This is a genomic window from Chloroflexota bacterium, from assembly GCA_026706485.1.
In the GTDB taxonomy this organism is placed as follows: Bacteria; Chloroflexota; UBA11872; order UBA11872; family UBA11872; genus JAJECS01.
In genome coordinates, this window is the sequence record JAPOYR010000011.1 from 610,359 (window position 1) to 633,672 (window position 23,314).

The window sequence follows — 23,314 nt, forward strand, 5'->3', positions numbered from 1 at the left end:
GCGACGCCCAGGGCTGCCACAGCGTAATCGCGATCACGTCGTCACCGCCCACCGCACGCCGTGGTGCCGCGCCTCGATCTGCCACCTTGGCGTGCGGCAGGCACGGGACGGTGCTGGCCGTCTCGGACTGCGGGCGATCAGCGACGCCCAGGGCTGGCGAAGGGTGATGGCTTTCATACCGTGCCGTGCCTGCTAGCCAGGGCGCCCAGCGAGTGGGCGATGGCGCCGTGCTCGTCGGCATCACCGAGGGCACCCACGATGGACTCAAGGCTGTCGGCAATGCGCTCCATCGCTGCCGCCTGCCGCTCATCGGCCACGGCGCAGCGCAGGATCACCCAGCGACGAATGAGGTCGTCGGGGATGTCGCGGTCGTGGTCGATGTAGCCGCAGATCGCTATGGCGTCCACCCGCTCCAGCAGCCGGAGTTGCTTCGCACGCACGCCTTCGTGCTTGGGGTGGTGCTCGCCATCCGGGTCTTGAAGGCACTCCGGCGGCCCGGGCCGTTCGCGGCTGGCGGCGATTTCGATCTCGTCCGCCGCGCTCCGCATGAGGTCGATGAGTTTGGTCGGGTCGATCACTTCCCGCCCCCGTTCGTCTCCGAGCCCAGCTGCTCGCGTCGCCGCTGCATCTCTATGGTGAGCGGGGATTCGAAATTGCGCCGGGTCGGGTCGTCGTCGGCGTAGTGCTTGGCAAAGTGGTCTTCGAGCGCGGCCAGGTCGTCGACGGACTGGCACGCCTGCACCCAGTCCCGCCAGGTGTTCCAAGCGTCCTGGATGCGATCGGGGACCGTGGCCCCGACCCACGGATGCGCCGGCGGTTCACCGCTCGGCAACGACGGGGCCGGGCCGTGATTCGGCTCGCTATGGCCGGCGGCGTTGTCTGGCAACTGCGCCTGGTCCCCAAGCGGAACCCGCTGGGTGCCGCGTCGGCCCTCAAGTGGCGGCGCGACCTGCGTGGTCGGTGCGGGTAGCTCTCCTCGGGCGAGGTCGCCCACGTCGATCCGCGCGTCGATCACCGGCACGGTGTAGCGGCGCGTCTTTCCGTTCCGCAGGCTGCTCCGGGCCTCGATGCGCAGCGACGCCGGGATCTGCATGTTGCGCATGGTGGCTTCGGCGATCACCTGGGTGACGCCGGCCAATTCCTCGGCTGCGTACCAGCTCCCGGTCACCAGTCGCCACGTGCCGAGCCCCTGGATCCCAGGCAGCATCACCCACAGGTACGAGTGGGGGGAGCAGGCGTCGCCGTCCTTGGCCAGCTCCTGCCGTTCGGCGGGATCGGTGGGGCACATGCACGGCTGCATGGTGATGATCTCGGTTTGGGTGTCGCATCGCCGCTGGCATCCGCCAGCCGACCACATCTCCATCCACTGCTGCAGGTAGCCAAAGGGCGGGATGATCACGTCAAGCTCGGTCGCCTCGCTCACGACCTCCCACTCGTCGCCGCGCGGCGACTTCCAGGGTTTGACAGTCCCGCCGTACCGCTGTGCCGCCTGGTCGATCAACTGGCGGCCGGCCGACGTGAACCGGAATGTGTCGAGGCGCTTCGGCGCGCCCCGCGTCCCGGAGCGATCACCGAGCCGGATGCGTCCCAACTCTCGCAGCTTCTGCTGCGCGCTAAGGATTGGCATCGGTCGCCTCCTGCTGCGGCGCCCGCGTCATGGGCTCGCCCACGACGTCGGGGCTGACCTCGTTCTGCCAGCGGTAGATTTCGCGGGCGTAGAGCGCCAGCTGAAATACGGTGTCGTCGCACTGGACGGGGACGAGGCTGTAGCCGTCGTCGTGCAGGTGAAGCACCGCGCCCCCAGCGGTCTTGGGCATGGGCTTGGCCTGCCCGTCGGGCAGCTCGAGGAACTCGGCGCTGCGGTACATCGCGATCTGCATGCCGGCCTCGGGGTAGACGCCCGATCCCGTCTTGACGTCCAGCAGCAGTCGCTGGCCGTCGATCACGACGATGGCGTCCAGTGTGCCGGCGTACTTCTGCGTCCGGTTGAACACCGTCATTTCGGACGCTTCGAACGTCGGCTGCCAATCGGCGAGAAACTGATGAAAGTGGCCGACGAGCTTCGCGGTCCGCTCGTCCTCGATGGGCGGGAACGGGCGACCGGTGACGTGCGCCTCAATGGCCTGGTGAACGTGCGTCCCGATGTCCATGCGCTTTTCGGAGTAGCGCCACGGGGCTCGCTTGATCAGATCAATGACGGCCTCGCGACCGCTTTCCTCGTCCTTGAGCAACGCGGTGATCGCCGGCTGGTTGTCGGCGGCGTACTCGGCGGCTTTCTTGGCCGCCCAATACGGCAGCGCGGGCTTCGGCAGGATCCCGAGGATGGTCGTGACCGACCAATAGGACCCGCCTTCGGCGTCTAGGTAGAACCGGCCTCGGCCAGTGGTTCGGGCGCCGCGCATGCTCATGCCGACACCTCCGCCAGCTCGTCGGACGGCGCGCCGCAGTCCCAGCCGCGCGCTTCCTCGCCAGCTCGACATTCGGCGCAGGTGATCCGCCGACGGTCGTCCACTTCGATCTCAGCCCGACATCGCGACCGCGCCACGCGGCGCCCACACCGTGTCCACCAGCCCGCGCCGGGGCGGTTGCATGGGATCAGGCCCCAACACACCCGCTCCGGCTGGTCGGCGGCGCCCGTGAGCGCGTCGTGTAGGCCCTGCCGCGCTTCGTCGTAGGCGGCGCGGCGCTGGTTGAGCTCCGCCTGCGCCGACTCCCGGTCGGCGGCGCTCGCGCGGCTGTGGTCGCGGCTCGACTTGCTGAGACTCAGTGAGGCGCGCTCGAACGCTTCGATCAGCGCGTTCGCCTCGGATTCCAGCAGGTCCGCAGCGGGCGTCGGCCCCGCTCGCTCGGGTGGCGTTAGGCCATCCACCCCAACGACGGTGCTACCATCGATTGCAGCCATGGATCACCTCCGTGGCAAGTGGGGTCGGGTCCTGTCTCACGGGGTACCCGGCCCTACGTTTTCCCAAGCTTGCTTTCATCGGATTCACCCCGCCGTCTCCGCGAGCACGCGCTGGCGTGCCTCTTCGGCGGCGGCTTCGGCGGCTTCCAGTCGATCAAGTGCGGCCGTCACCCGGGCCTCGAAGCCCTCGGGGGCGACACGCCGTCCACGTAGAATGGCGCTCAGCAGCGATGGATCCATGCCCAGTGCGCTCGCGAGCACCTGATTCTGGATGCCGCTCTCGGCGAGGCGTCCACGGAGCTTGGGGAGTCCATTCGCGACCATTCGGGGCCCCTCCGATTCAGCGGGCTGGCAGTACCGATTGGGTAACGGTACCCATTAGAGCATAGCATGTCAATCATTTCTTATGGACAATTCCATATGCCTCGGTCGTTCATTGACCCAGTGATCGCCGTGAACATCAGGTCCGCCCTGGCACGGCAAGGTCGGTCCGCCTACGCGGTCTCCTTGAGCCTGGGACACGCACCGAACTGGCTGAACCGGATCATCAATCTCAGGAAGGGCATTCCGTACGGGCAGTTGCGTGCGCTGGCGGACGAACTCGACGTCTCAGCCGGGGAGCTTGTCGAAGGCCCGCGAGGCGAGGGCGCATGGGAGGAGGAATTCCGAGCTGCGTTCGTGCCCGTGTATCCGGCGCCGGTTGCCGCCGGGTTCGTCGGAAAGAGCGTCGTCAGCCCGAAGATGTCAGCGCCGCATTGCTTCAGCCGCCAGCGGCTGGCTGCGGACGGGATCGAGCCCTACAACGCGACCGTGTACCAGGTCGTCGGGGACTCGATGCTGCCGACGCTCGTCGATGGATGCCGAGTCCTGGTGGACAAGGCGAAGACCACGCCGTCGCCAAACAGCCTCTTCGTGATCGCCGACGACGGCTCCCTGCTGATCAAGCGGTTCAAGCGGGTGAAGTCGCGGTCGTGGTGGTGCAGCGACAACCCCGAGTTCGTGCCGATTCGCCACCGCCAGTCGATCAAGGTCCAGGGGCAGGTGCGCTGGACGATGCGGCGATTCGACGACGACGGGCACTAGGCAAGCCCTGAGCCGCAAGGCGGCGGAGAGCGGAGGCATGCAGTTGGACTTTATCGACGAGGTGCGAACTCGCTCGGCCCGGTTTGCCAAGCGAATTGAACATCTCGACTCGGAGGAAGCCACCAAGACATCGCTAGTGCTCCCGTTTATTCAGATGCTGGGCTACTCGATCTTCGACCCGCTAGAGGTTGCCCCGGAGTACGTTGCCGACATAGGGATGAAGAAACACGAGAAGGTTGACTACGCGCTGCTTCAGGAGAACGGAGATCCCGCCGTCCTTATCGAGTGCAAGCCTTACGGGAGCAGCCTTGATGAGCCGCAGGAGTCGCAGCTATTCCGCTATTTCACTGCAGTAACCAAAGCGCGGTTCGGCATCCTCACGGACGGGGTCACCTATCGATTCTTCGGCGACCTCGATAAGCCCAACATGATGGACACGAGGCCGTTCCTCGAGTTCAACATGCTTGCTTTCACCGAGCATGATGTCGAGCAACTCAAGCTGTTCACCAAGCCGGATTTCAGACTTGACGGCCTAGTTGATGCTGCCCGGGAAATGAAATACGCGACTGAGATCAAACGCGTGCTCACCGAGGAAATGGCCGAACCGTCTGACGAGTTCGTTCGCTTCATCGCCAGGCGCGTCTATTCGGGACTGCTTACAAAGTCCGTGCGAGAGCAATTTGCGCTCCTGATTCGAGGGGCGTTTGCCGGGTGGGTGAATGACCTGATCAGTGACCGACTGAAAGGCGCATTGGAGCGGGATGTCGGGCCGAGCCGCGATCCCCGAGACGACGATGCAGATGATCGAGAGGCGGCCAAGGTCGCCAAAGGCGATTTGGAGTGCACCCCGCTTGAACTGGAGGCTCTGGAGGTCGTCCGGGACATCGTGAAGGATCTCGTGGATGGTGACCGAATAACTCTCAGGCCGTATCGACACTATTGCTCCGTCGCATTGGACGACAGCTGGGTCATCTTCCGGCTCAGGCTTAAGACGCAATCCCTTCGGCTGATCTTGGAGGGTGACAAGAGGCGCGAGACGCGCCTCCCACTTGACGGGGTAAACGGTCTTCATGCCTACACCGAGCAGATTCGAGCAGCCTTGATCAAACGCCTTCCCGATTCCGGCGAGCCAGAGATGGCGAGTGGCGTACCGTAAGCGACGAACCAGCGAGCTATGGCATTGGTGCCGCAATTGCCCTGACTGGCCGACATCAGGGTACGAGACTCGATACTTGAAACCGAGGGCCAGCGAGCGCTGCAACCAGTGCGATAGGAAGACCACCGTCAGGGACTGTAAGAGCTGACTGGAAGCAGCTAGAGGGTTTGCCCCGCACAAACTGGTATCGGCGAGTCAAAGGTCGGGCGTGGCAGATCGTCGAGCCATCGCATACAGGAGACCGCGCAAGTCGAGCCTTTGACGCTGTCATCGTCTCCATCATCATGCTCAATATCTTGGCGATCGCTCTGGAGACAATCGATTCTGTCGCCGAGCACGCTGGCGGCGCCTTTCTCGCATTTGAGATCGTGTCTGTGGCGATATTCACAGTCGAATATCTCGTGCGCATTTGGGGATGCACCGAGGATCCAGCGTACGCGCATCCGATTCGGGGAAGGCTACGGTTCGCCACCAAGCCACTGGTGCTCATGGACCTCATTGCTGTTGTGCCGTTTTACATCCCATTTTTCGTGACGTTGGACTTGCGGTTCGTGCGCGCTTTTCGGCTAATGCGGGTGGTTCGTCTGGTGAAGATCGCGCGTTACTCGGAGTCCTTGGCGATTGTCGGGACTGTTTTGCGTAGCCGGCGCGACATGCTGATTTCCACGCTGTTCGTCGGCTTCCTGCTCTTGTTCGTCGCGTCGGCACTGATGTATCTGGTAGAGCGCGACGCCCAGCCCGACGGCTTCTCAAGCATCCCAGCCGCTTTGTGGTGGGGTATCGCAACCCTATCGACGGTGGGCTACGGAGACCTTGCGCCGACGACGACGCTGGGTCGATTCATCGGAGCCATCGTCGCCATTTTGGGCATCGGCGTCTTTGCCCTGCCCGCAGGGATTCTTGGATCTGCGTTTATCGATGAAATCGAATCTCGTCGTGCGAAACATTATGACAAGTGTCCGCATTGCGGCAAGTCTAGGAGGGCTGATGGAAGGAAATAGACAAATGTCGTGGCGCCTCTTGATCGCCTCGACCGCAGCACTGGCGGTGGCCGTCGCAGTTGCCCTCATTGGATGCGGCGAGCTAGCTCTCAAGACCACGGCTGATGTGCAGTGTGAGGACCTGATTCCCGATGTTGTAAGGATCAGCGAGGAGAACAAGCACCCACTGCGCCCGACGATCCTCAAGGTGTATGACGCCAAGGAGGTATCCCGCAGCAGCAGTCGATTGGAGTGCGAGGGGAGTGCCAAGACCTCTTTCGGCGATGACCAGCCCTTGATCTTCTATCTCGAAGAGGACGCGGACGGGGATCGCTTCGTGGGATATGAAGGCAAGGAGTAGGCAGCGACGGTACCCCGTAGCGACTTGGCGCAGTCGCTAGGCTCGTCGAAGAGCCGGTTTTGGCCGCCGGCGGTGTTTCCGCCTACCCCACGGTGTTCCCGCTGCGTACGCGCTCGCTACGAGCAGCACGGCGGGGGTGAGCGTGACGAGCGTAAGCCCGACGCCGAGCACGGCGAACAGCGCCGGCCAGCGCCAGTCGGACGTCACCAGCCACCAGAGCGCCTGCAGCTTGCTCAACGTCGGCTCGGGCGCGGTGTAGGCGATGAACTCGAGGTCTTGATCCGGCCATGCCGGCACGCCATTGACCCACAGCGAGCCGAGCGGGTAGTTGTCGCCAAGCGTCGCGCGGACTAGCAGCTCGGCCGCTGGGCCGATGTCCGCGACCACGGTCATGGATAGTGGCACACCCTCTGGCTCGGCCACGGGCGGCCAGAGGTCGATGCTGTACCACGCGGAATGATCGTCTACGGGAACCGCCGTCGACCCACTGGACAGCATGCGGGGTTGCCCGTCGGGTCGGCTAAAGCGGACGCCCACAGCGCCGTCACGCCCGCTAGGCTCGCGCAGGGTGAGTTGGACGTCCAGGCGCCCTATCGGAGACGCGGGCATGCGCATCTCCTGAACGACGGCCTCCGAGTTGCGCAGCGTGATCCCAAAGTCGCCGTAGTGCAACGGCGTGTGGGCGGTCACGAGGGGCACCCGAAAGACCAGCGCAACGGCGAGGCTGCCGAGCACGACGACGAGCGAGGCGGATCCGATCAAACTGCGGCGCCAACGGACTCCAGCCGAGCGGCTGTCTCTGCCCCCCCCCGCTCCCAAAGCAATCGCCCCGCCAAGAGCGATGAACAGGGCTCCGGAGAACTCCAGCGACTCCTCGAGCGCGATCACTATCGCTTCGGCGCGGTCCCTGGCCAAGATGGGGCCCAAAGCCTCGAGGGCAATGACCGCGAACCAGGCTGCGAACCCCAATGCGAGCAGCAGCCGGGAACCGCGATGCAGACCGCGACAGACAAACACCACCATGACCAGCAGGAATGCGGCGATCAAGGGGCTCAGCAACAGTACCCAGATGTTGGCACCGAAGACGGCGACCCACTGCTCGCCAAACACAAAGCGCCCAGCATCGATTACACCGCTGGCATGAAAGGTTGATCGCAGCTCTTCAAAGGTGAGAAACACGGCAGTTGCTCCGAGCACTGCCCATCCGACAACCGTGATCCAGCCGAGGCCTCGGCGCAAGCTCAGTACCGCATTGCTGGCAGCAAGCAGGGCAACTGCCAGGAGGGCCACCGCAGAGACGCCGTTTGCCCAGGAGCCCTCGATATCTGGGCTTAGCATCTCAGGCGGCAGCCATTGGGGAATGGCCACGCTCACGAGCGAGGGCGCCAGGACTGCGCCCCACCAGAACGCCACTGCGACCAGCTGAAGCAGGAATGCTAGCTGGCCGCTCAGCGGCTCATCGCGACGCACGTTTCGCCAATCTGTCCGCCAAGAGTTCCAGCCGCAGTGTGTCGGACCAGGGGCTCAATTCGGCTCCGACGTCGTCGCGCTGCGTACCGCCGACCACGGCCCTTCCCCGACGCTATTCTCCGCGCGCACCCGGAACTGGTAGCGGACACCCGGCGTAAGCCCCGTGATGCTGTCCGTGCGACCCGTCCCACTGTGGCCTGCATCCGTCCACCCTGGAAGTGCCAGCAGTTGATAACTCGCGAGCACGGCGTTGACGACGGTCGCGGTGTTCGCGTCTCCATAGAACAGTACCGCGCGGCCGTCGCCACCGTGCCCGCCATCGCCCCCGGAGTGATGACGCGCACCGGAAGTCTCTCGCCCTCCCCGACCCCCAATGCCCCCGTTGCAATCGACCTTCCCCGAAAGAGTGAGGGGCGTAATGGCGATGACCAACCCCCCACTTCCAGCCCCGCCACCCCCGCTCGCCTGATTGGATCCCCTGTTCCCGCCGCCGCCGTTGGCGCCCTTACGAGACTCATTGAGCGCCAGGGCTGCGAGCGATGCGCGCACGATGCCGTCGCTGCCCGCGCCACGATGCCCCCCACCTGGGCCGCCGTCTTCGGCGTCGCCCCCATCCCCCCCACTGCTCCCAGCGCGCAAGCTGGAAAAGTCGCCGGCCACGACGGCCGCCACGTAGTCATCGCTATACGTGCCGCCGCCGCGCCCGCCGCCCCCTTCGCGGCGAGAGTTGTCCGCATCTTCATCGTCGTCGTCCACGTTCCCGCGGCCCCCGCCACGGCCCGCCTGGCCGAATCCGCCGCCGCCGCCGCCGCCCGCTGCATCTTCGTCCTCGCCGCTGCTTCCGTTACCCGCAGAGGTTCGCGAGATGCTGGTGTTGTTATGGCTGTCGTCGATGGTGACGGGCCTACCATTCAGCAAGCGCTTCGTAGACGCCCCACCGCCCAACCCATACTGCATGCGCACCCAGTAGGCGGACTGCAAGGGCCTCGCCAGCCGCAGCCCACGCCGGTCTCCTGGCCAGCGCGCCCGCAGCGCCTGGTCCAAGCGTTCGCGCCCCGCCCCCGCGGCGTTCAGCAGCCAGTCGGAGGCCTCCGCCAGGTTTCGCCGCTGCTCGCCGTCCAGGTCCGTTGGCCACGCGGGGCGGATCACGCTTGCTGGCGTGATTTCGACAATGACCAGCTCTTCCGTCTGGTCGCAGAACAAGCCCAGGCTGCTCACGATGGGTCCACCCGCCACTCCACGTCGTAGTCCGTGATTGCCGCTCCGCCCGTGTCCGTCGGCTCGGTCCACGACAGGTCGATCCGCGTGCTGCTGCGCACCGTCGCCGTGAGCACCGGGGCAGCGGGGAGCTCCGCCTGGGTCGTCGCGCTCGCGGTGGCCCACGGTCCCACGCCGGCACTTGTCCGCCCTCGCACCCGGAACTGGTAGGCACTCGCGCGCATGAGGCCGGTGATGCTGTCCGTCCGCACGGTGCCGCTGTGGCTGGCGTCGGTCCACGACTGCGCCGTCGCCAGCTTGTATTCCACGTCATAGCCCGTGATTGCCGCTCCGCCGCTGTCGGGCTGCGTCCACAGCAGATCAATGCGACTGCTGCTGACCACCGTCGCCGTGAGCACCGGGGCAGCGGGGAGCTCCGCCTGGGTCGTCGCGCTCGCGGTGGCCCACGGTCCCACGCCGGCACTTGTCCGCCCTCGCACCCGGAACTGGTAGGCACTCGCGCGCATGAGGCCGGTGATGCTGTCCGTCCGCACGGTGCCGCTGTGGCTGGCGTCGGTCCACGACTGCGCCGTCGCCAGCTTGTATTCCACGTCATAGCCCGTGATGGCGTTGCCGCCGCCGTCGGGCTCGGTCCACGACAGGTTGACCTGTGTGCTGCTGGCCACCGTCGCCGTGAGCGTCGGGGTGCCAATGACGCCTGAGATCGTGCTGGCACTCACGATGGCTGACCAGCCGCCATTGCCCACGCTGTTCACCGCTCGCACGCGGAACTGGTAGGCGGTCACGCGCGTGAGCCCCGTGATGCTGTCCGTCCGCACGGTGCCGCTGTGGCTGGCGTCGGTCCACGACTGCGCCGTCGCCAGCTTGTATTCCACGTCATAGCCCGTGATTGCCGCTCCGCCGCTGTCGGGCTGCGTCCACAGCAGATCAATGCGACTGCTGCTGACCACCGTCGCCGTGAGCACCGGGGCAGCGGGGAGCTCCGCCTGGGTCGTCGCGCTCGCGGTGGCCCAAGTCCCATTTCCGGCGGCGTTCATCGCGCGCACGCGGAACTGGTAGGCTCTCGCCCGCGTCAGGCCGGTAATCGAGGCTGTGCGCCCGGTGCCCGTATGGCTGACGTCGGTCCACGAGTTCGCCGCGGCCAGCTTGTACTGCACGTCGTAGCCCGTGATCGTCGCGCCGCCGTTGTTCGGCTGCGTCCACGACAGGTCGATGCGACTGCTGCTGCGCACCGTCGCCGTGAGCACCGGCGCAGCGGGGAGCTCCGCCTGGGTCGTCGCGCTCGCGGTGGCCCAAGTCCCATTTCCGGCGGCGTTCATCGCGCGCACGCGGAACTGGTAGGCTCTCGCCCGCGTCAGGCCGGTAATCGAGGCTGTGCGCCCGGTGCCCGTATGGCTGACGTCGGTCCACGAGTTCGCCGCGGCCAGCTTGTACTGCACGTCGTAGCCCGTGATCGTCGCGCCGCCGTTGTTCGGCTGCGTCCACGACAGGTCGATGCGACTGCTGCTGCGCACCGTCGCCGTGAGCACCGGCGCAGCGGGGAGCTCCGCCTGGGTCGTCGCGCTCGCGGTGGCCCAAGTCCCATTTCCGGCGGCGTTCACCGCGCGCACGCGGAACTGGTAGGCGCTCGCCCGCGAGAGGCCGGTGATCGAGGCCATGCGGGTGAGGTCCGTGTGCCCCGCGTCGGTCCAGGTGTTGGCCGTCGCGAGTTTGTATTCGACGTCGTAGCCGTTGATCGCCGGTCCATCGTTGCTCGGCTCCGTCCACTCAAGATCCACCTGAGTGCTGCTGCGCACGGTGGCCGTGAGGGATGGCTGTTCCGGCGGCACGTTTCGGAGGGCGAACGTCACGCGGATGCCGGCAGGTATGGCGCGCTCGATGACGGTCAGCGCGAGCTGGCCCAAGTTCGGACGCGGGTCATTCACGACGTTGTGGATCGTCACGGTGCCGTCCGCGTGGTCCTGGCAGTAGCCCATCGGAAACACGCGCTGGATCAAGGCGTCGATCATCGGGGTCGTGCCATCACACCATAGCGCGCGGCCGCGCAACCGGAGCAACAGGCGATAGGTCTCGTCGTCCACGTTCGTCCGGGCAGCGACTGGCCGCTCCAGATCCACCCGCTCGCCGATCCAGTCGAGCCCGATGCCCTCGGCCGTGTTGAGGTTGTGCTGACGCTCCAGCCAAATCAGCGGGTCGATGAGCGCGTCTTTGATGACCTTGAGCCGATTGCGGATCAGCGCCCGCAGGCGGGGTGAGTCATCCCACTGGCTCACCGTGAGGTCCACGATTGAATCGATGTCGATGCGGGAGGCGATGTCGCTCAAGTAACCGTCACATCCGCCGCGGCGATGGTGAGTCGCTCGGTGAGTTGCACCGTGCCAATCGGCGCGTCATTCTGCCGGCGCACCGCGGTGACCGACTGCACGGTATGCCCGGGCACGCTCAGGATCGGCGCGAGCAATCGGTTCGTGTCGAGCTGCTCGCCGATGGCCAGCCCGCTGGTGTCGAAGTCGCCCTCGCCCGAGGACCACTCACCGGCCGCCCAAGCAACCACACGCTCGATGATCGCCGCTTCGCCGCCAGCCGGGAATCCCACACCGACCGCCGTATCGATTGTGATTTCTAGCGGCACACGGGTGACGCGGCTGAATCGCACCGGGACGTTGTGACCACCCGTCGCGTGCGGGACATTGACGCTCGTGGTCCCACTCATCACCACCCCGCTCGGCTTCGATTGCGCGATCGCGGCCGCTACGTCGGCATCGGCTCCGCCATCGACGACGACCAGGAATGAGCCGGCGCCAATGGTGGCGCCTTGGAGCGTGATTGCAGCGGTCGTCACGTTCTCACGGATGATGGCGGCCACGACGCCATCCACCTCGCGCACGTCGACGAGGATGGCATCGTCGCTCGTGCGCGCATTCCGCGCGACGTGCCGCTGATAGCGACCTCGATAAGCGACGTCCGTCTCCACGTTTCGCCCCACGCTGGCCGCCGCGGCGTTCGTGATCCCCGTCCAGCCCGCCACCAGGTCGACGGTCTCGGTCAGGGCGCCTGCAGCGGCCTCGACAGGCCCCGTCTCGGTCGCTCGCATCGTGGCCATGACATTCCCATCGGCACCAATCGTGGCGTCATTCACCAAGGCAAACACCGCGCCACCGGCCGTCCGAGCCCGCGAGCCCGCGGGGACGACCGTGGTGGCCGTGCCGGTGAGCGTCGCGGTCACGGTGGAATAGGTCGCGAGCCGCCGGTCGATGTCAAGCACCGAGCCGAGATCGTCAAGCTGGACGCCGAGGGAGCGAGGGAGTGACAGGCCATTGCCGACGGCCACCACGGCCTCGTCGACCTCCGCGAGAGTCAGGGCGTCGGCCGCCATAAGCTGGCCCTGCGGCGACTCGGCGGACACATCGAGGTCCTGGCCGAGCGCGTCGCGAAACGCCGTTTGCTCCCGCGTCACGTAGCTCGACAGCGACTCCGCTTCGACGCCCGTTGCTGTGACGCGGGCCATCAGACCGTCACGCTCACAGAAGCCGTGCCGTCGTCCGCCGTCACGTCCGCCGTCACGCTCAAACGGCGCGTGCGTGGATCGAGCTGGGCGTCGACGTTATCCACGGCCAGGACGCCCGGGACGTCTCGAATCTGATCGGCGATGATGGATCCCGCGAGTGCGCTCGGCAGCCGCTCGCCCAGCAGATCGGTCAAGTACGGCACGCCTGCCTCGGCATCGAGGAACGACTCACCCCGAAACAGTCGCAGCCGCTGCAGCACCCGCTGCCGAACCGCTTCGATTCCATCCGCCACGGCGAAGCCTGTGGCGATGTCGGAGTCGGCGGCAGCAATGGTGCGGGCCATGCCTCACACGTCGATGGCGAGGGTCCAGCTCGACCCCCGCAGATCCTTGGCCTTGAGGGTGACAGACTTGTCCTTGAGCAGGCGGTGGACGACCGGGGTGGCTGTGCTGTCCTTCGCGAGCACCTGCCGCACGATGAGCGGTCGGCCGGTGAGCTCATTCGTGATCTTGAGCGCCGCCGCGGCGGTGTTCGGCGCGGTCGGCGCTTTCGCGATGGCAAACTCGCGCTGGCGGATGTTGGCCTCGCTCAGCGTGAGTGACACGGGGAGCGCCGGCGGGGTGGTGTCGCCGACCTGCGTTTCCTCGTCGTCATCGTCGCTGTCCGTATCGGGCACCGGCGTTGGCGGGGCGGGCTTCTGCAGAGCCGTGTGCAGCCTGCCGTATTCGTAGACCTCGACCTTCTGCGGGCTCAGGGCCTCGAACTGGACGCGCTCGTGGTCGATTTTGCCGAGAGCGCGTAGCGGCGCCCGCTCCTTCGGCGTTTTCTCCTGCTGGAATTTCACCTTGAGCTGCTCGGCGAAGTGTTTGATCGTCGCTTCCGGCAGCGCCGCGGAGGCGTCGACGAGCCGTTGGGCATCCAGGGAGTCGATCCCTCGGAGGGTGAATGGTTCGAGGGGCGGCGCCGACCCCGAGCGATAGCGGATGAGGCATGCGACGTACAGGTTCGACATCATGAGTTTCAGTTGATCCGTGCTCTCAGCGTAGGGGGCGAGCCGCCGACGCCAGACCAGTTCGAATCGCCAAAGCATGTGGTCCTGCATCAGCGCCTCTTCGACGGTGTCGCGGTGCGGGGTTTTTTCGATCTCGCGGGCCCATAACTCGCGCTGCAATGTCATGTCGCGGATGGAATAGCGCGGCCTTTGGTGGGCCGTGTAGGGACCCCCGTAGTGCAGTTCGAGCAGTTCAGTCTCAGTCAGGTTTACTGACATGGTGCCTTAGGATGTGGTGACCCAATCGAGGGTCGGTGTCCAGGGTGATGGCCCGTCCCAAGTATACGCCCGCACTCGCACGCGCAGGCGCGTACGACGCGGCGCGGTGAGCCACCGGCTTTCCCTTTCAAGATAGTTGCTATAGCCTGGATATGGCATCCAACTCCCCTCCCCGACGCGCAGTTGGGGGAGATAACCGAGGATGGGCAGCCATGGGCTTGTGGAGGCGTCCCATTCCTGAATCTGGATGTTGCCGACATCGCTCCGTATCCGCAGATTCGGTGGCGCCGTCGGCGCAAATTCCCCCGGCCACCCGCCGCCGATCTCCTCCCCGTTGTGCAGCACGCGCCCGTCCGGCTCCAGCGTGAGCGAGATGGCACCGTCCGTCGACTGGATCGCGACGCCCTCGGCACTCGCCGGCGTGATCCGCGTCGGCCCGAATCCGGGGATCGCCACGGCGTCGCTGAGCGACATGATGCGGTCGACGTCGGGCGCTGCCTGCTGAAACCGACGCTTGAAGTCGGTGAGTCCGCGCTGGCTGATCACGAGCAGTACGGCGTCGCCCGCGGCGAGCGGGGCAACCATCGTCCACTGCGCGGTCGCGGGCCAGACGACTGGCACGTTGGGAATCAACGGCTGGCTGACGCGCGTGCCGTTGGTCAACAACAGATCAATCGCTGGCTGCACCGTGGCACGGCGCGTGGCTGGATCGTAGGCGTGGACGATGCCCGGGATGGCGGCGTTAGGCGACTTCCGGAACTGGCCCAGAACTGAGCGGACAGCACTCGACAGATTGTTTCGTCGGATCTCGGGGTCGAGATTGCTCACAGCGCCACCGCCTCGAGCGCCGTCTGCCACTCGCCATCCCACGTGTCGCCGCGATGCTCCAGGCTGATGATCTTGCCTGTGGCATTCAGCCGCTCCGACTCGACGCGCACGCGCTGGTTCAGCCGCACCAGCGGGCTCAGGCGCATCCGCGCCGTGAATCCGTTCTCGGTGAGCGCCGGCGAGCCGATCATTCCCGTGTCCTCGCGCAGCACGAATCCGATCTGCGCATCCGCCAGCCCGCGGCGTCGAAACAGCAGCTCGCCGTCGGTTTCGTACCACTCGACCCCACGCGGCCGAAGCAGTCCAGTGAGCGCATCCTCGGCCTTGCCCGCATGCACGTAGTCGGCGACCGCCAGATCCGGTACGGCGTCGAGGGGCCCGACGGGGAGTCCGAGCTTGCCCGCGATATCGCCGACGATGGCGCGCAGACTCACGACACCCTGGTAGCTCGTGGCAATCGTGACGGCGGCACGGGCCTGCCGTGACGCGGGTTCAAGGGTGAGGGTCGTGAGCCGCTCGCGGCCCTCGAACTCCTGCTCGATACGCCGAATCTCGCCAACGTAAACCTGATCAATCGGATGTCCGCGATATCCGGCGGACAGTCGCGCCGTCGCGTCCTTCTGGATCTCGCGCGCCGTAGGCTCGGCCAGATTGGTGACGGTGATAGTCGAAGGGCCGGGATCGCCGTGGATCTCAGTGCGTACCTCGAACGACATCCGCAATCCCTCAATGACGATGCCGGGCGGGGCAATGGCGAGGCTGGATTGGCGGATGTATGCCGGGTTGATCACAGGGTCACGTCGCCGTAATCGGCGAGTCGTGCCTCGACATCAGCAATCTCGGCGTCGGTGAGGTACCAGAGCGCGTGCGTTTCCGTCCACGCGCGACGCCCGACCGACACGTCGTCGTTGCCCTTCGTTGCCAGGACGATCAAGTCGCCATCGAAATCGGTGAGTTGCGTGCCAAGCAGGCGTCGCCATGGAACGACCTGGCGCCCCGTGGCCAGCCGAGATCCCGGACGGGCGACGCTCAGATACCACGCTCCGGCTAGCGGTGACCACCGCAAGCGCAAGCCCACTTGCTGGCCACCAAGGGTCGTTCGCAGGACTTGCTCGACGGCGTTCGTCAATGGGATCGCTTGCATGCCACGTCCTCGGCTAGCAACCGCCGGTAAAACGCAAGGTCACCTGGCGTGATAATCTCCCACCCCTCGCGTCTGGCCTCAACACGCAGCCAGTCGTCGGGCCAGAGGTGGCGCGGCGTATTCTCCCGCTTGATCCGGTCGATCTTGGCATGGACTTCCGCCTCGCGCTCGACCTGTCGCTCCTGGGCCCGAGCCAATGACTCGTGCCTTTTCTCCAGTCGGCTCCGCAGATAGTGCTTGTAGCCGCCGGGGGACTGCCGTAGCCGCTGCCATTTGCGCCGGTCGTTGGCTCGGGCTCGCTCGGGATTGTCTCGGCGCCACTGGCGTGCCGACGCCAAGATCGCCGCGTAGCGCGTGGGATCACTAGTCTTAATGCGCTGTCGCCGCGCGCGACTAGCGGCGTTGATCCGCTGACGGTTTGCTTCACGATACGCCCGCTTCGAGGCGCGAAATTCGGCAGCAGCAGTGGGGGAGTTGGCGCGTTGCTGCGCCGCCCGCCTCGCTGAGTCACGGCTTGATTTGCGCTTCCGGGCCGCGTAGTCGGCGTCGGCCTGTACCCGCGCACGATGCCGCTGGTTAATTTGCTCGCGGGCTGTCGGGTCAGCACGCCGCTGGCGGGACTTCTCACGAGCTGCCGCCCGACATGTCATGCAGCGGCAGCCATACGAATATTTCTTCCAGGTTCCGTGAGCGATCGCATCGAAGGCTGCCTGACAGAGGTCGCATCGGCAGTGATCGCGGAGATAGCTGGTGATCATCCCGCACGCTGGCATCACGGCCCCTCGTCAAACCCGGGGATCGTGCGACGTACGACCTCTCGCTCCGGTTCCTCGAACCCCAGCGCCTGCGCGATCTTGTCGCCGAGCGCGGGCAGGAATTCCTCGAGGCCTTCACCAACGGCTGCTGCAGCCCCGCCGACATCAAGCTGCTGCGCCGACTCCCAGACATTCGTGACCGTGTTGGCAAAGACATCGCCGGCACCAGCCAACGGGTCGATTTCCTCCCACTCCAAGCTGTACGTGCTCGGGCCTTGCAGCGCCAGGTCGTCGTCGACGAAGTCCGGCGTGGGAGTCGGCGGGACCCGATCCGCGGCGGGCCCCGTCGCCGTGGGGGTTGGGACCTCGAATTCCACGCGCCGCAGTGGCGCCGTGAGGACCTCTTGAAGCTCGATCGTGAATAGCAGCCCTCGCCCCGTGCGGCTGCTCACCGGCGCGATGGCGCGCGTGATGATCATGTCCTTGTAGACGCCGAGAATCGTCACGACTTCGAGCAGCTCGCGCTCCTGCATCAGCCGCCCGATCTCGGCCCATGCCTGCGCTGGCCGATCAGTGGCGCCAATGTTGCTTAGGTCGCTGGGGAACAGGTCGCTCGTCCACCCCGTGATCTTGAGCGCGTCGGGTTCGCGGACGGCGTGGTCAACCAGGGCGGCACCGCTCTCGATGGGAAAGCGCGTGACCGAGACTTGCCGCTCGTGTTCTTCGTCCAGAAAGCCATCGGCATAGCCGACCAACGGCTCGATGCTTGTGCTACGAGCCTCGTAGATCGCGAATGGGTCTGGCATGGCTAGACCTGAACGTCAGAGTCAAAGGCCGCGGCGAGAGATTCGAACTCGTCCTGCAGCACCCGCTTCACCGTCCGTTCCACCGCGCGGGCAACCCTGTGACCTATCTCGTCTGCGTCCTGGCCGGGAGCAGCCTGCACCTCAACATTGATATCGCCCACGTTAACCGTGATCGAGCGTGAACCGGCCATCGCCATAGCGGGCGGCGGGGGCGGCCCTCTCACAATGCCGCCCAAGAAATCGGCGATGTCCGGCGGCAGCACCATCTCGCCGCCGTGGACCATCGCCAACCGCGCACGCCCGCGGGCGCCCGGCACGAGCCCCCCGCGCGCGTAGCCGTCCAATGCGTCAAGGCCGTAGCGTTGAAGCAGGTTGCGGCTCGTGCGCGGCGCGTCGCTCTCCTTGCCTGTAACGATGCCGTAGGTGATGCCGCCGGCGGCAGCCAGCCCACCGGCGACAAGCGCGGCGGGGCCTGCAAGTCGCGCGGCCCCGCCCAGCACAGGCGCCGCCGCGCGCGCAGCGCCAGCGACCCCGCCGCCCGCGCGCGAGAGCGCATTGCCCCCGAAGCTCGCGACCCGACCCCCAAGCGTGGCAAGTTTCGGCAATAGCTCGCGGGCACGTCCGAGGATGCTGCCGAGCGCCCCGTGAAAGCCGCGTGCGCCCGTGGTCGCGGCAGCCCATCCGATCCCCGCGAGCCGGAGCCCGAGGCTGCCGAAGCGTCCCCCCAGCCGGATCGACGTCGTGATCAGCCCGCCAAACCCACGACCCAAGCCGAGCACGCGGCCAATCACGAATCCCATGCCGCTGCCGAGCACGAGCTGGCGCGCAATCAGCAAGCCCAGGACGCCAAGCACGTTGCCGATAACGATCACCAGGCCGCCGTGCTCCTTCCACACCTCGCGGACCTTGGCCACGACCAGGTCCCAGTTGTCCACCAGCCATCTGATGCCGATCACGAGCGCTGCAATCAGCGCCCCCACCACGATGAACTTGAGCGAGAGCAGGCCAAACAGCGCCGTGACAAGCAGCAGCGGGGCCTTGATGACTCCGAACGCGGTGCTGATCAACCCGAGAGGCCCGCCCAGCAGCAGCGACGCTCCGGAGAGGACCGCAAACAGCACGGCCACGCGCTGAATCGGCTCTGGCAGCCGCCCGAACGTCTTGAGCAGAGGCACGATGGTCCGGTTGTAGAGGGAGTCGAGCGCGAGCTTCGCTTCGTTCGTCGCCTTCTCTGCCTCCGAAAGCCCCGTTTCCGCCCAGGCCCGTTGCGCCTCGTCCGTCGCGCCGGTGGCTGACTGAAGGTTGTTGAGGATGGTCGTGTAGTCGCCGGCCTTGGCACCGGTGATGTCGAGGATCAGACCGACGGCCTCCTGCGACTCAAAGAGGCGCGTGAACGCCTCGGTGTCCTCTCCGACCTCCATGCGCAGCCACTGCAACGTGGCGATCAGCCCATCCTCGCGTACACGCTGCTGAAGGTCTGTAACCGAGATCCCGAGATCGCCCAGCTGTTTCTTGGCCGTCACCGTGGGGCGCAGAATCCCAAACAGAACCTGCTTGAGTTGGGTGATCACCTCGTTCGCTGGCACGCTGTTCCTGGTCGCGCCCGCGATGATGGCCCCGAGACTCTCGAGTTCGACCCCGAGCAGCGGCGCCACCTGCAGCAGTTGACCGAACGGCCGGATCAGATTCCGGGCCTCGAGGTTCCCTTCCTTGATCGTCCCGATCAGGACGTCGGTGGCTCGGGTTCCCGAGATGGCGTCGGCACCATAGGCGTTGATCGCGCCGCCGGCGATATGAGCGACATCGCGCGTGGCACCGAGCTGGGCGTTGGCCGCATACGCGCTGGCGCGCAGCGTGTCATAGGCCGCCGCAGCATCGAGGCCGGCGGAGCGCAGGCTGAAGTAGGCCTCGGCGAGTTCGGCCAACGGGCGCCCCGTCTCCCGCGATAGCGCCTCGATCTGCGGTCGAATGGATGCGATTTCCTCCTTCGTCAGCCCGAGCTGGGTCTGGAGCTTGAGGAACTCGCGCTCGGCCTTCGAGCCGGTGAAGAACGCCGCGGCGCCGATGCCGAGAGCGGCGGTGCTCGCGACTCCGAATCCCCGAGCGACGCCTGCGACGGCGGTATTCACGCGGCGGCTAAATCGGTCGACCCTGCTTTCGGCGTGACGCAGCCCCCGCGTGTCGATCTTGAAGCCGAACTGATAGACGAGCGTGTCGATGACGGTGGCCATCAGCGACGCCCCGCATTCTTCGACGCCGCCTCGTACGCCTGCCGCTGGTTCTCCCGCATCACGGCAAGCGATTCCAGGGCGTCATAGACATCATCGAGCGTCCACGTTGACCGCAGGTCGACCGGTGTCGCCAGCCCTTCGGCCAGCAGCGGGGCGAACAACGCCTCGATGCCTAGGGGGTCGGCCCCACGCCCAGCCTGTCGAGCCACTGGAGCACGGTAACGACGCGTTGCAATGATTTCGAAAAATTTACGGCGAACGCTCGCATCGTGAGTTCGTCGATGTCGACGGCCTCGAGGTCCTGGAATGCCGTGTCCTCCGCACCGGCGACCTGCTGCGGCGACCGAGCGTTTTGGTTGGTGAACTTGACGCCACCAAACAGCTCGGCCTGAATGGCCTCCAGGTGTTCGTCGTCCATGGCGACGACCGCGCGCAGGACCTCGGGCCCGACGCCGGTTTCGATGTCGAGCCCGATCGCGCGAATCGTCTTGCGCCAGACGCGATACGCCTTCCGAGCCGGCAGCTTGGAGATGTTGAACGTCGTCTCGCCGAACGTGATCGTCGTACGCGACCCGAGATCCCGCAGGATGTCCTCGGGCGACAGATCCTCGCTCGGCGCGCCGTCCTGCAGGCCAGCGTCCGCGCCATCGGTGGCGTCGCTCATGACGTCGCCGCTCCGACAAGCTCAAACGCGCCCGGCGTCGGTGTGCTGAAGTCCGGGATGATGTGCGCGAAATAGAACGGGTACTCCATGTTCGACACGTTTTCGAATCCGTAATCGGGAAATGGCTTGTAGAAGCGGAGCGCGCCAGCCCGCAACTGTGCGCTGATGCCCCGTTGCGTGTCCCGAATGCTCCCGTTCCAGACCACGGACCCGCCACGGTGGACGATGCCCGCCTGCTGCTGAAAGAAGGGGATCGACGGGGCGTTTGGCAAGAACTTGAGCGTGAACGGCCCACCGCGGTTCGACTTGCGAAAGTAGGCCGCCTGACCGCTCGCGCCAATGCGCGGTTCAGCCACCAGCTCGATCGGCTCGAACATGATGGCGTCGGCGTCATCGGAGTAGCCGCCCTCAACGGTGTGACCGTTCAGGACGAGAAGGACGTTGTCAATGCCGAAGATCATGAACCCCTCCTACTGATTAAATCTGATAGCGATATCCGTCTCGTGAACAGCGCCTGCGTCCTTGAGCCAGACGGTAAAGGGCGGTGCCTTGCGGGCCTGGCGGTCGGCCAGCGGCTGCTCGCTCAGCTGGTCGAACCACACGAGATAGCCGCGGCTGAGCGTGCCATCGAAATCGGTGCCAGTGACACGTCGAATCTCTCCCGCGACCTCCTCGTCGACCGTGCCCGGCGCGATCCCACCGTTGTCCACGCCGTCCTCACACACGGCCTCGGCCTCGGCCTGCAGCTCTCCAATGCCATGGTCGGTGAGAGGGACGCGGGGTTTGGATCGGATGATCCGCCAGAGGCGGGTCTGCATGGTGACGATGAACCAGTCGAGAAACAGCCGCGTGTCGATGAACCACGGTTTCCTGGTCGTGACGCCCGGTCGCACGACGTTGTCGCCAGCGATGGTCTGGTACCAGTTGATCCGCTTGCGGTTCAGCTCGTTGCGTTGGCCGGCGGTGAGGACCTGCCCGACGCGACGACCCGCCAACGTCTTGCCGAACAGCGTCGGCAACGAATTGCGCCGGTTGAAGTTCGTCCCGGCAAACACCCCAGCCGACGAAATGCCCTTGTAGTCGGCGATTGCGTCCCAGATGATGGAGTTCCGCTCGGAGTCCAGCGCGACGATCTGGGCCGCGCGGCTCGCCGACTCGTTGGGCGTCAACACGCCGAGATCGGTGAACTCGTAGATCGCTTGCTTGCGCTCGGTACGTATCCAGGTTGCGATGGCCACCGAACTGGCGACCAAATCGGGCGTGATTTCGAGCCAATACCAATCATCGTCCATGTTTTGGATGATCTCCATGGTCTCGGCCACGGTGGACGCTGGGCGGCCCGGGTAGTACGTCCCGGTCGATCCAAGGCCCACGACCTCGGCCCCGGCACCGCTCAGGAGGCCTCCCAGGCTCTCGCCAATCGTCGGCACGGCCAGCGTGAAGGCGTCCGCAGCCGCGTCGTAGGCCACGGTGGCGGTGCCCAGGTTCGGGTCGCTGCTGATCGTGCGGAGAGCCGTCTGGATTGCTGTGGCGGTGGCTTCGAGTCCAGTGTCTCCGGATCCCGACACGCTGGCGAGGTCCACGTTGACCGACTTCCCGTTCGGCAGCCGAAACTCGGCGGATGCGCCAGCGCCCTTGATGACTGTGAGGGAGTCGTCACCCGTGAATCCCGTCGCCCCCAGGATGTAGTCACCAGCGCCCGCCGCGACGAAGCTGGCGGTGAGCAGGTCGCGCGGATACGGCTTCTGCTGAAAGTAGGCCGCCGCCGCCTCGTACACGCGGTGGGTGGTCGGGTAGTCTTCGCCGACTTCGGCCAAGCTGGTGTAGCGATTCACCCGCAAGTCGCGGGCCCGGTCGCCGGCGACGTCGGCGCGGGTCGTGCGAGAGAAGTCGCCGGCGTAGAGCAGCAGCGTCCGGCCAAACGTGTCGCTAGACGCGGCGCTCGGCTCGATGGTGGCGTCGATTCGAATGATGCTGTCAAGGGTCACGCGGCAATCTCCTCTGTGGTTACGCCGTCAAGGACGATGTCGATCTCAGCCGATGCGACGGAATCAGCGGTCTGCTCAAGGGTCACGAGGTAGCCGAGATCCAGGTCCACGCCCGCCCGTTCCTCCCACTCCACCGCGTCCTGGGGGGAGATGACCTCCGATAGCAGGGGGATGTCCAACCGCCGGATGTCGGAGACGCGATTGAGCGTCACTCGGTGATCGCGCAGCCACTGCGCCCCCGTGGGGGAGCGCACCCAAATGGCGAAGCGGCGGGCAGCGTCCTGTGCGCCCGCGCGATACCACTGGAGCGAGTATCGCCCGCGCGCGGTGCGTGTGGTGGTCACGGTGAGACTGTCGTCGTCGTTGCGGGTCCGACGGCTGTAGGGCACGCCCGACTCGCCCTCGGTAATCAGAAGCACGGTCCCATACAGCCCTGGCGGGTCCCGCCAGCCACTCGGGTCATTGCCAGGCAGCACCTCGACGCCTCCGCCCTCGCGCGCGCACGCGATCACCACGTCCTCGATCGCCACGGCGGTCGCGCTCAGGGTCATGGGCCGCTCACCGCATTCGCCAGCACCTCAATCGGCCCGTGAGGCCGATAGTCCCGCACGGTGCGTACGCGATAGCGCCGCCCGCCGTACTCGATCTCGTCGGCTCCGGCAGTGAGATGCAGCAGGGCGACCCCCACATAGGCGTAGAACACACGCCAGTCCTGGAGCCTCGCGCCCTCCGGAGCCACGTCGCGGACCATGCCGGTCGGCGCCGGCGCCGTCTCAATCGTGATCGATGTGCGGCTCTCCGGCCCGGGGGCCGCGCGACCGCCGACGCGTTCGCCGGGCGCTTGACGGATCAGAACGGCGGGCTCCTGATAGCGGCTGCTCGGGCGCGTGAGCATCAGTGAGCCACGCGTGATATACTTGACAAGCCGCCCAACGACAGGCGGCCAGGA

At 66.1% G+C, this 23,314-nt stretch carries 27 protein-coding genes; 4 read left to right on the forward strand and 23 right to left on the reverse strand.

The window, feature by feature from the left end:
- Positions 1–173: 173 nt before the first annotated feature.
- The 5 genes from OXG79_12310 to OXG79_12330 form a co-directional block, all read right to left on the reverse strand.
- Positions 174–578, reverse strand: coding sequence for a hypothetical protein (locus OXG79_12310; protein MCY3784548.1), 405 nt, complete (start codon positions 576–578; stop codon positions 174–176).
- Entirely contained in the window at positions 575–1,627 is a 1,053-nt protein-coding gene (locus OXG79_12315; protein ID MCY3784549.1) for a hypothetical protein, read from the reverse strand. The genes OXG79_12310 and OXG79_12315 overlap by 4 nt, the downstream gene beginning before the upstream one ends.
- A complete protein-coding gene (locus tag OXG79_12320; protein MCY3784550.1) occupies positions 1,614–2,408 on the reverse strand; it encodes a hypothetical protein in 795 nt (264 codons plus the stop codon). The genes OXG79_12315 and OXG79_12320 overlap by 14 nt, the downstream gene beginning before the upstream one ends.
- Entirely contained in the window at positions 2,405–2,902 is a 498-nt protein-coding gene (locus OXG79_12325; GenBank protein MCY3784551.1) for a hypothetical protein, read from the reverse strand. The genes OXG79_12320 and OXG79_12325 overlap by 4 nt, the downstream gene beginning before the upstream one ends.
- Before the next feature lie 84 nt (positions 2,903–2,986).
- Positions 2,987–3,226 (reverse strand): hypothetical protein, encoded by a 240-nt coding sequence (locus OXG79_12330; GenBank protein MCY3784552.1) that lies wholly within the window; start codon positions 3,224–3,226, stop codon positions 2,987–2,989.
- A 183-nt stretch (positions 3,227–3,409) separates the two neighbouring features.
- On the opposite strand from OXG79_12330, the gene OXG79_12335 reads away from it, so the two are divergent.
- From OXG79_12335 to OXG79_12350, 4 genes are all read left to right on the forward strand, one after another.
- On the forward strand, positions 3,410–3,985 hold the full coding sequence (locus OXG79_12335; protein MCY3784553.1) for a S24 family peptidase: 576 nt from the start codon (positions 3,410–3,412) through the stop codon (positions 3,983–3,985).
- A 37-nt stretch (positions 3,986–4,022) separates the two neighbouring features.
- Positions 4,023–5,141, forward strand: coding sequence for a type I restriction endonuclease (locus tag OXG79_12340; GenBank protein MCY3784554.1), 1,119 nt, complete (start codon positions 4,023–4,025; stop codon positions 5,139–5,141).
- A 167-nt stretch (positions 5,142–5,308) separates the two neighbouring features.
- The gene (locus tag OXG79_12345) at positions 5,309–6,142 is read left to right on the forward strand and encodes an ion transporter (GenBank protein ID MCY3784555.1); all 834 of its coding nucleotides are present in this window, start codon (positions 5,309–5,311) and stop codon (positions 6,140–6,142) included.
- Positions 6,143–6,146: 4 nt separating this feature from the next.
- Entirely contained in the window at positions 6,147–6,482 is a 336-nt protein-coding gene (locus OXG79_12350) for a hypothetical protein (GenBank protein ID MCY3784556.1), read from the forward strand.
- A 36-nt stretch (positions 6,483–6,518) separates the two neighbouring features.
- Here OXG79_12350 and OXG79_12355 read toward each other — a convergent pair whose 3' ends face one another.
- The 18 genes from OXG79_12355 to OXG79_12440 all read right to left on the reverse strand — a co-directional run bounded on the left by OXG79_12355 (position 6,519) and on the right by OXG79_12440 (position 23,260).
- On the reverse strand, positions 6,519–7,952 hold the full coding sequence (locus OXG79_12355; protein ID MCY3784557.1) for a hypothetical protein: 1,434 nt from the start codon (positions 7,950–7,952) through the stop codon (positions 6,519–6,521).
- A 54-nt stretch (positions 7,953–8,006) separates the two neighbouring features.
- A complete protein-coding gene (locus tag OXG79_12360) occupies positions 8,007–9,170 on the reverse strand; it encodes a fibronectin type III domain-containing protein (protein MCY3784558.1) in 1,164 nt (387 codons plus the stop codon).
- Entirely contained in the window at positions 9,167–11,494 is a 2,328-nt protein-coding gene (locus OXG79_12365; protein ID MCY3784559.1) for a fibronectin type III domain-containing protein, read from the reverse strand. The genes OXG79_12360 and OXG79_12365 overlap by 4 nt, the downstream gene beginning before the upstream one ends.
- Positions 11,491–12,678 (reverse strand): baseplate J/gp47 family protein, encoded by a 1,188-nt coding sequence (locus OXG79_12370; protein MCY3784560.1) that lies wholly within the window; start codon positions 12,676–12,678, stop codon positions 11,491–11,493. The genes OXG79_12365 and OXG79_12370 overlap by 4 nt, the downstream gene beginning before the upstream one ends.
- The gene (locus OXG79_12375; GenBank protein ID MCY3784561.1) at positions 12,678–13,022 is read right to left on the reverse strand and encodes a hypothetical protein; all 345 of its coding nucleotides are present in this window, start codon (positions 13,020–13,022) and stop codon (positions 12,678–12,680) included. Before OXG79_12375 ends, OXG79_12370 begins: the two co-directional genes overlap by 1 nt.
- 3 nt (positions 13,023–13,025) lie before the next feature.
- Positions 13,026–13,856 (reverse strand): hypothetical protein, encoded by an 831-nt coding sequence (locus tag OXG79_12380; protein MCY3784562.1) that lies wholly within the window; start codon positions 13,854–13,856, stop codon positions 13,026–13,028.
- A 99-nt stretch (positions 13,857–13,955) separates the two neighbouring features.
- Entirely contained in the window at positions 13,956–14,777 is an 822-nt protein-coding gene (locus OXG79_12385) for a Gp138 family membrane-puncturing spike protein (GenBank protein MCY3784563.1), read from the reverse strand.
- Positions 14,774–15,568 carry a hypothetical protein gene (locus tag OXG79_12390; GenBank protein ID MCY3784564.1) on the reverse strand — a complete coding sequence of 265 codons (795 nt, stop codon included), beginning with the start codon at positions 15,566–15,568 and terminating at the stop codon, positions 14,774–14,776. The genes OXG79_12385 and OXG79_12390 overlap by 4 nt, the downstream gene beginning before the upstream one ends.
- Positions 15,565–15,906 carry a hypothetical protein gene (locus OXG79_12395; GenBank protein MCY3784565.1) on the reverse strand — a complete coding sequence of 114 codons (342 nt, stop codon included), beginning with the start codon at positions 15,904–15,906 and terminating at the stop codon, positions 15,565–15,567. The genes OXG79_12390 and OXG79_12395 overlap by 4 nt, the downstream gene beginning before the upstream one ends.
- Positions 15,903–16,679, reverse strand: a complete 777-nt coding sequence (locus OXG79_12400; GenBank protein ID MCY3784566.1) for a hypothetical protein — start codon at positions 16,677–16,679, stop codon at positions 15,903–15,905. Before OXG79_12400 ends, OXG79_12395 begins: the two co-directional genes overlap by 4 nt.
- A gap of 14 nt (positions 16,680–16,693) precedes the next feature.
- The gene (locus tag OXG79_12405) at positions 16,694–17,482 is read right to left on the reverse strand and encodes a hypothetical protein (GenBank protein MCY3784567.1); all 789 of its coding nucleotides are present in this window, start codon (positions 17,480–17,482) and stop codon (positions 16,694–16,696) included.
- Between the two features lie 2 nt (positions 17,483–17,484).
- Positions 17,485–19,713 (reverse strand): phage tail tape measure protein, encoded by a 2,229-nt coding sequence (locus OXG79_12410; protein ID MCY3784568.1) that lies wholly within the window; start codon positions 19,711–19,713, stop codon positions 17,485–17,487.
- Positions 19,713–19,874, reverse strand: a complete 162-nt coding sequence (locus OXG79_12415; GenBank protein MCY3784569.1) for a hypothetical protein — start codon at positions 19,872–19,874, stop codon at positions 19,713–19,715. Before OXG79_12415 ends, OXG79_12410 begins: the two co-directional genes overlap by 1 nt.
- A gap of 11 nt (positions 19,875–19,885) precedes the next feature.
- Positions 19,886–20,377: a hypothetical protein gene (locus OXG79_12420; protein MCY3784570.1), complete on the reverse strand. Its 492-nt coding sequence runs from the start codon at positions 20,375–20,377 to the stop codon at positions 19,886–19,888.
- A complete protein-coding gene (locus tag OXG79_12425; protein ID MCY3784571.1) occupies positions 20,374–20,838 on the reverse strand; it encodes a hypothetical protein in 465 nt (154 codons plus the stop codon). The genes OXG79_12420 and OXG79_12425 overlap by 4 nt, the downstream gene beginning before the upstream one ends.
- Positions 20,839–20,847: 9 nt before the next feature.
- Positions 20,848–22,365: a DUF3383 family protein gene (locus OXG79_12430; protein MCY3784572.1), complete on the reverse strand. Its 1,518-nt coding sequence runs from the start codon at positions 22,363–22,365 to the stop codon at positions 20,848–20,850.
- The gene (locus OXG79_12435) at positions 22,362–22,916 is read right to left on the reverse strand and encodes a hypothetical protein (protein ID MCY3784573.1); all 555 of its coding nucleotides are present in this window, start codon (positions 22,914–22,916) and stop codon (positions 22,362–22,364) included. Before OXG79_12435 ends, OXG79_12430 begins: the two co-directional genes overlap by 4 nt.
- Positions 22,913–23,260, reverse strand: coding sequence for a hypothetical protein (locus tag OXG79_12440; protein MCY3784574.1), 348 nt, complete (start codon positions 23,258–23,260; stop codon positions 22,913–22,915). Before OXG79_12440 ends, OXG79_12435 begins: the two co-directional genes overlap by 4 nt.
- Between the last annotated feature and the right edge of the window lie 54 nt (positions 23,261–23,314).

Coding starts and splice junctions, on each gene's coding strand:
- OXG79_12400 (MCY3784566.1), bottom strand. CDS start 16,679: ATGATCACCAGCTATCTCCGCGATCACTGCCGATGCGACCTCTGTCAG.
- OXG79_12420 (MCY3784570.1), bottom strand. CDS start 20,377: ATGAGCGACGCCACCGATGGCGCGGACGCTGGCCTGCAGGACGGCGCG.
- OXG79_12440 (MCY3784574.1), bottom strand. CDS start 23,260: ATGCTCACGCGCCCGAGCAGCCGCTATCAGGAGCCCGCCGTTCTGATC.
- OXG79_12375 (MCY3784561.1), bottom strand. CDS start 13,022: ATGGCCCGCACCATTGCTGCCGCCGACTCCGACATCGCCACAGGCTTC.
- OXG79_12350 (MCY3784556.1), top strand. CDS start 6,147: ATGTCGTGGCGCCTCTTGATCGCCTCGACCGCAGCACTGGCGGTGGCC.
- OXG79_12425 (MCY3784571.1), bottom strand. CDS start 20,838: ATGATCTTCGGCATTGACAACGTCCTTCTCGTCCTGAACGGTCACACC.
- OXG79_12340 (MCY3784554.1), top strand. CDS start 4,023: ATGCAGTTGGACTTTATCGACGAGGTGCGAACTCGCTCGGCCCGGTTT.
- OXG79_12435 (MCY3784573.1), bottom strand. CDS start 22,916: ATGACCCTGAGCGCGACCGCCGTGGCGATCGAGGACGTGGTGATCGCG.
- OXG79_12370 (MCY3784560.1), bottom strand. CDS start 12,678: ATGGCCCGCGTCACAGCAACGGGCGTCGAAGCGGAGTCGCTGTCGAGC.
- OXG79_12330 (MCY3784552.1), bottom strand. CDS start 3,226: ATGGTCGCGAATGGACTCCCCAAGCTCCGTGGACGCCTCGCCGAGAGC.
- OXG79_12410 (MCY3784568.1), bottom strand. CDS start 19,713: ATGGCCACCGTCATCGACACGCTCGTCTATCAGTTCGGCTTCAAGATC.
- OXG79_12380 (MCY3784562.1), bottom strand. CDS start 13,856: ATGACATTGCAGCGCGAGTTATGGGCCCGCGAGATCGAAAAAACCCCG.
- OXG79_12315 (MCY3784549.1), bottom strand. CDS start 1,627: ATGCCAATCCTTAGCGCGCAGCAGAAGCTGCGAGAGTTGGGACGCATC.
- OXG79_12325 (MCY3784551.1), bottom strand. CDS start 2,902: ATGGCTGCAATCGATGGTAGCACCGTCGTTGGGGTGGATGGCCTAACG.
- OXG79_12405 (MCY3784567.1), bottom strand. CDS start 17,482: ATGCCAGACCCATTCGCGATCTACGAGGCTCGTAGCACAAGCATCGAG.
- OXG79_12320 (MCY3784550.1), bottom strand. CDS start 2,408: ATGAGCATGCGCGGCGCCCGAACCACTGGCCGAGGCCGGTTCTACCTA.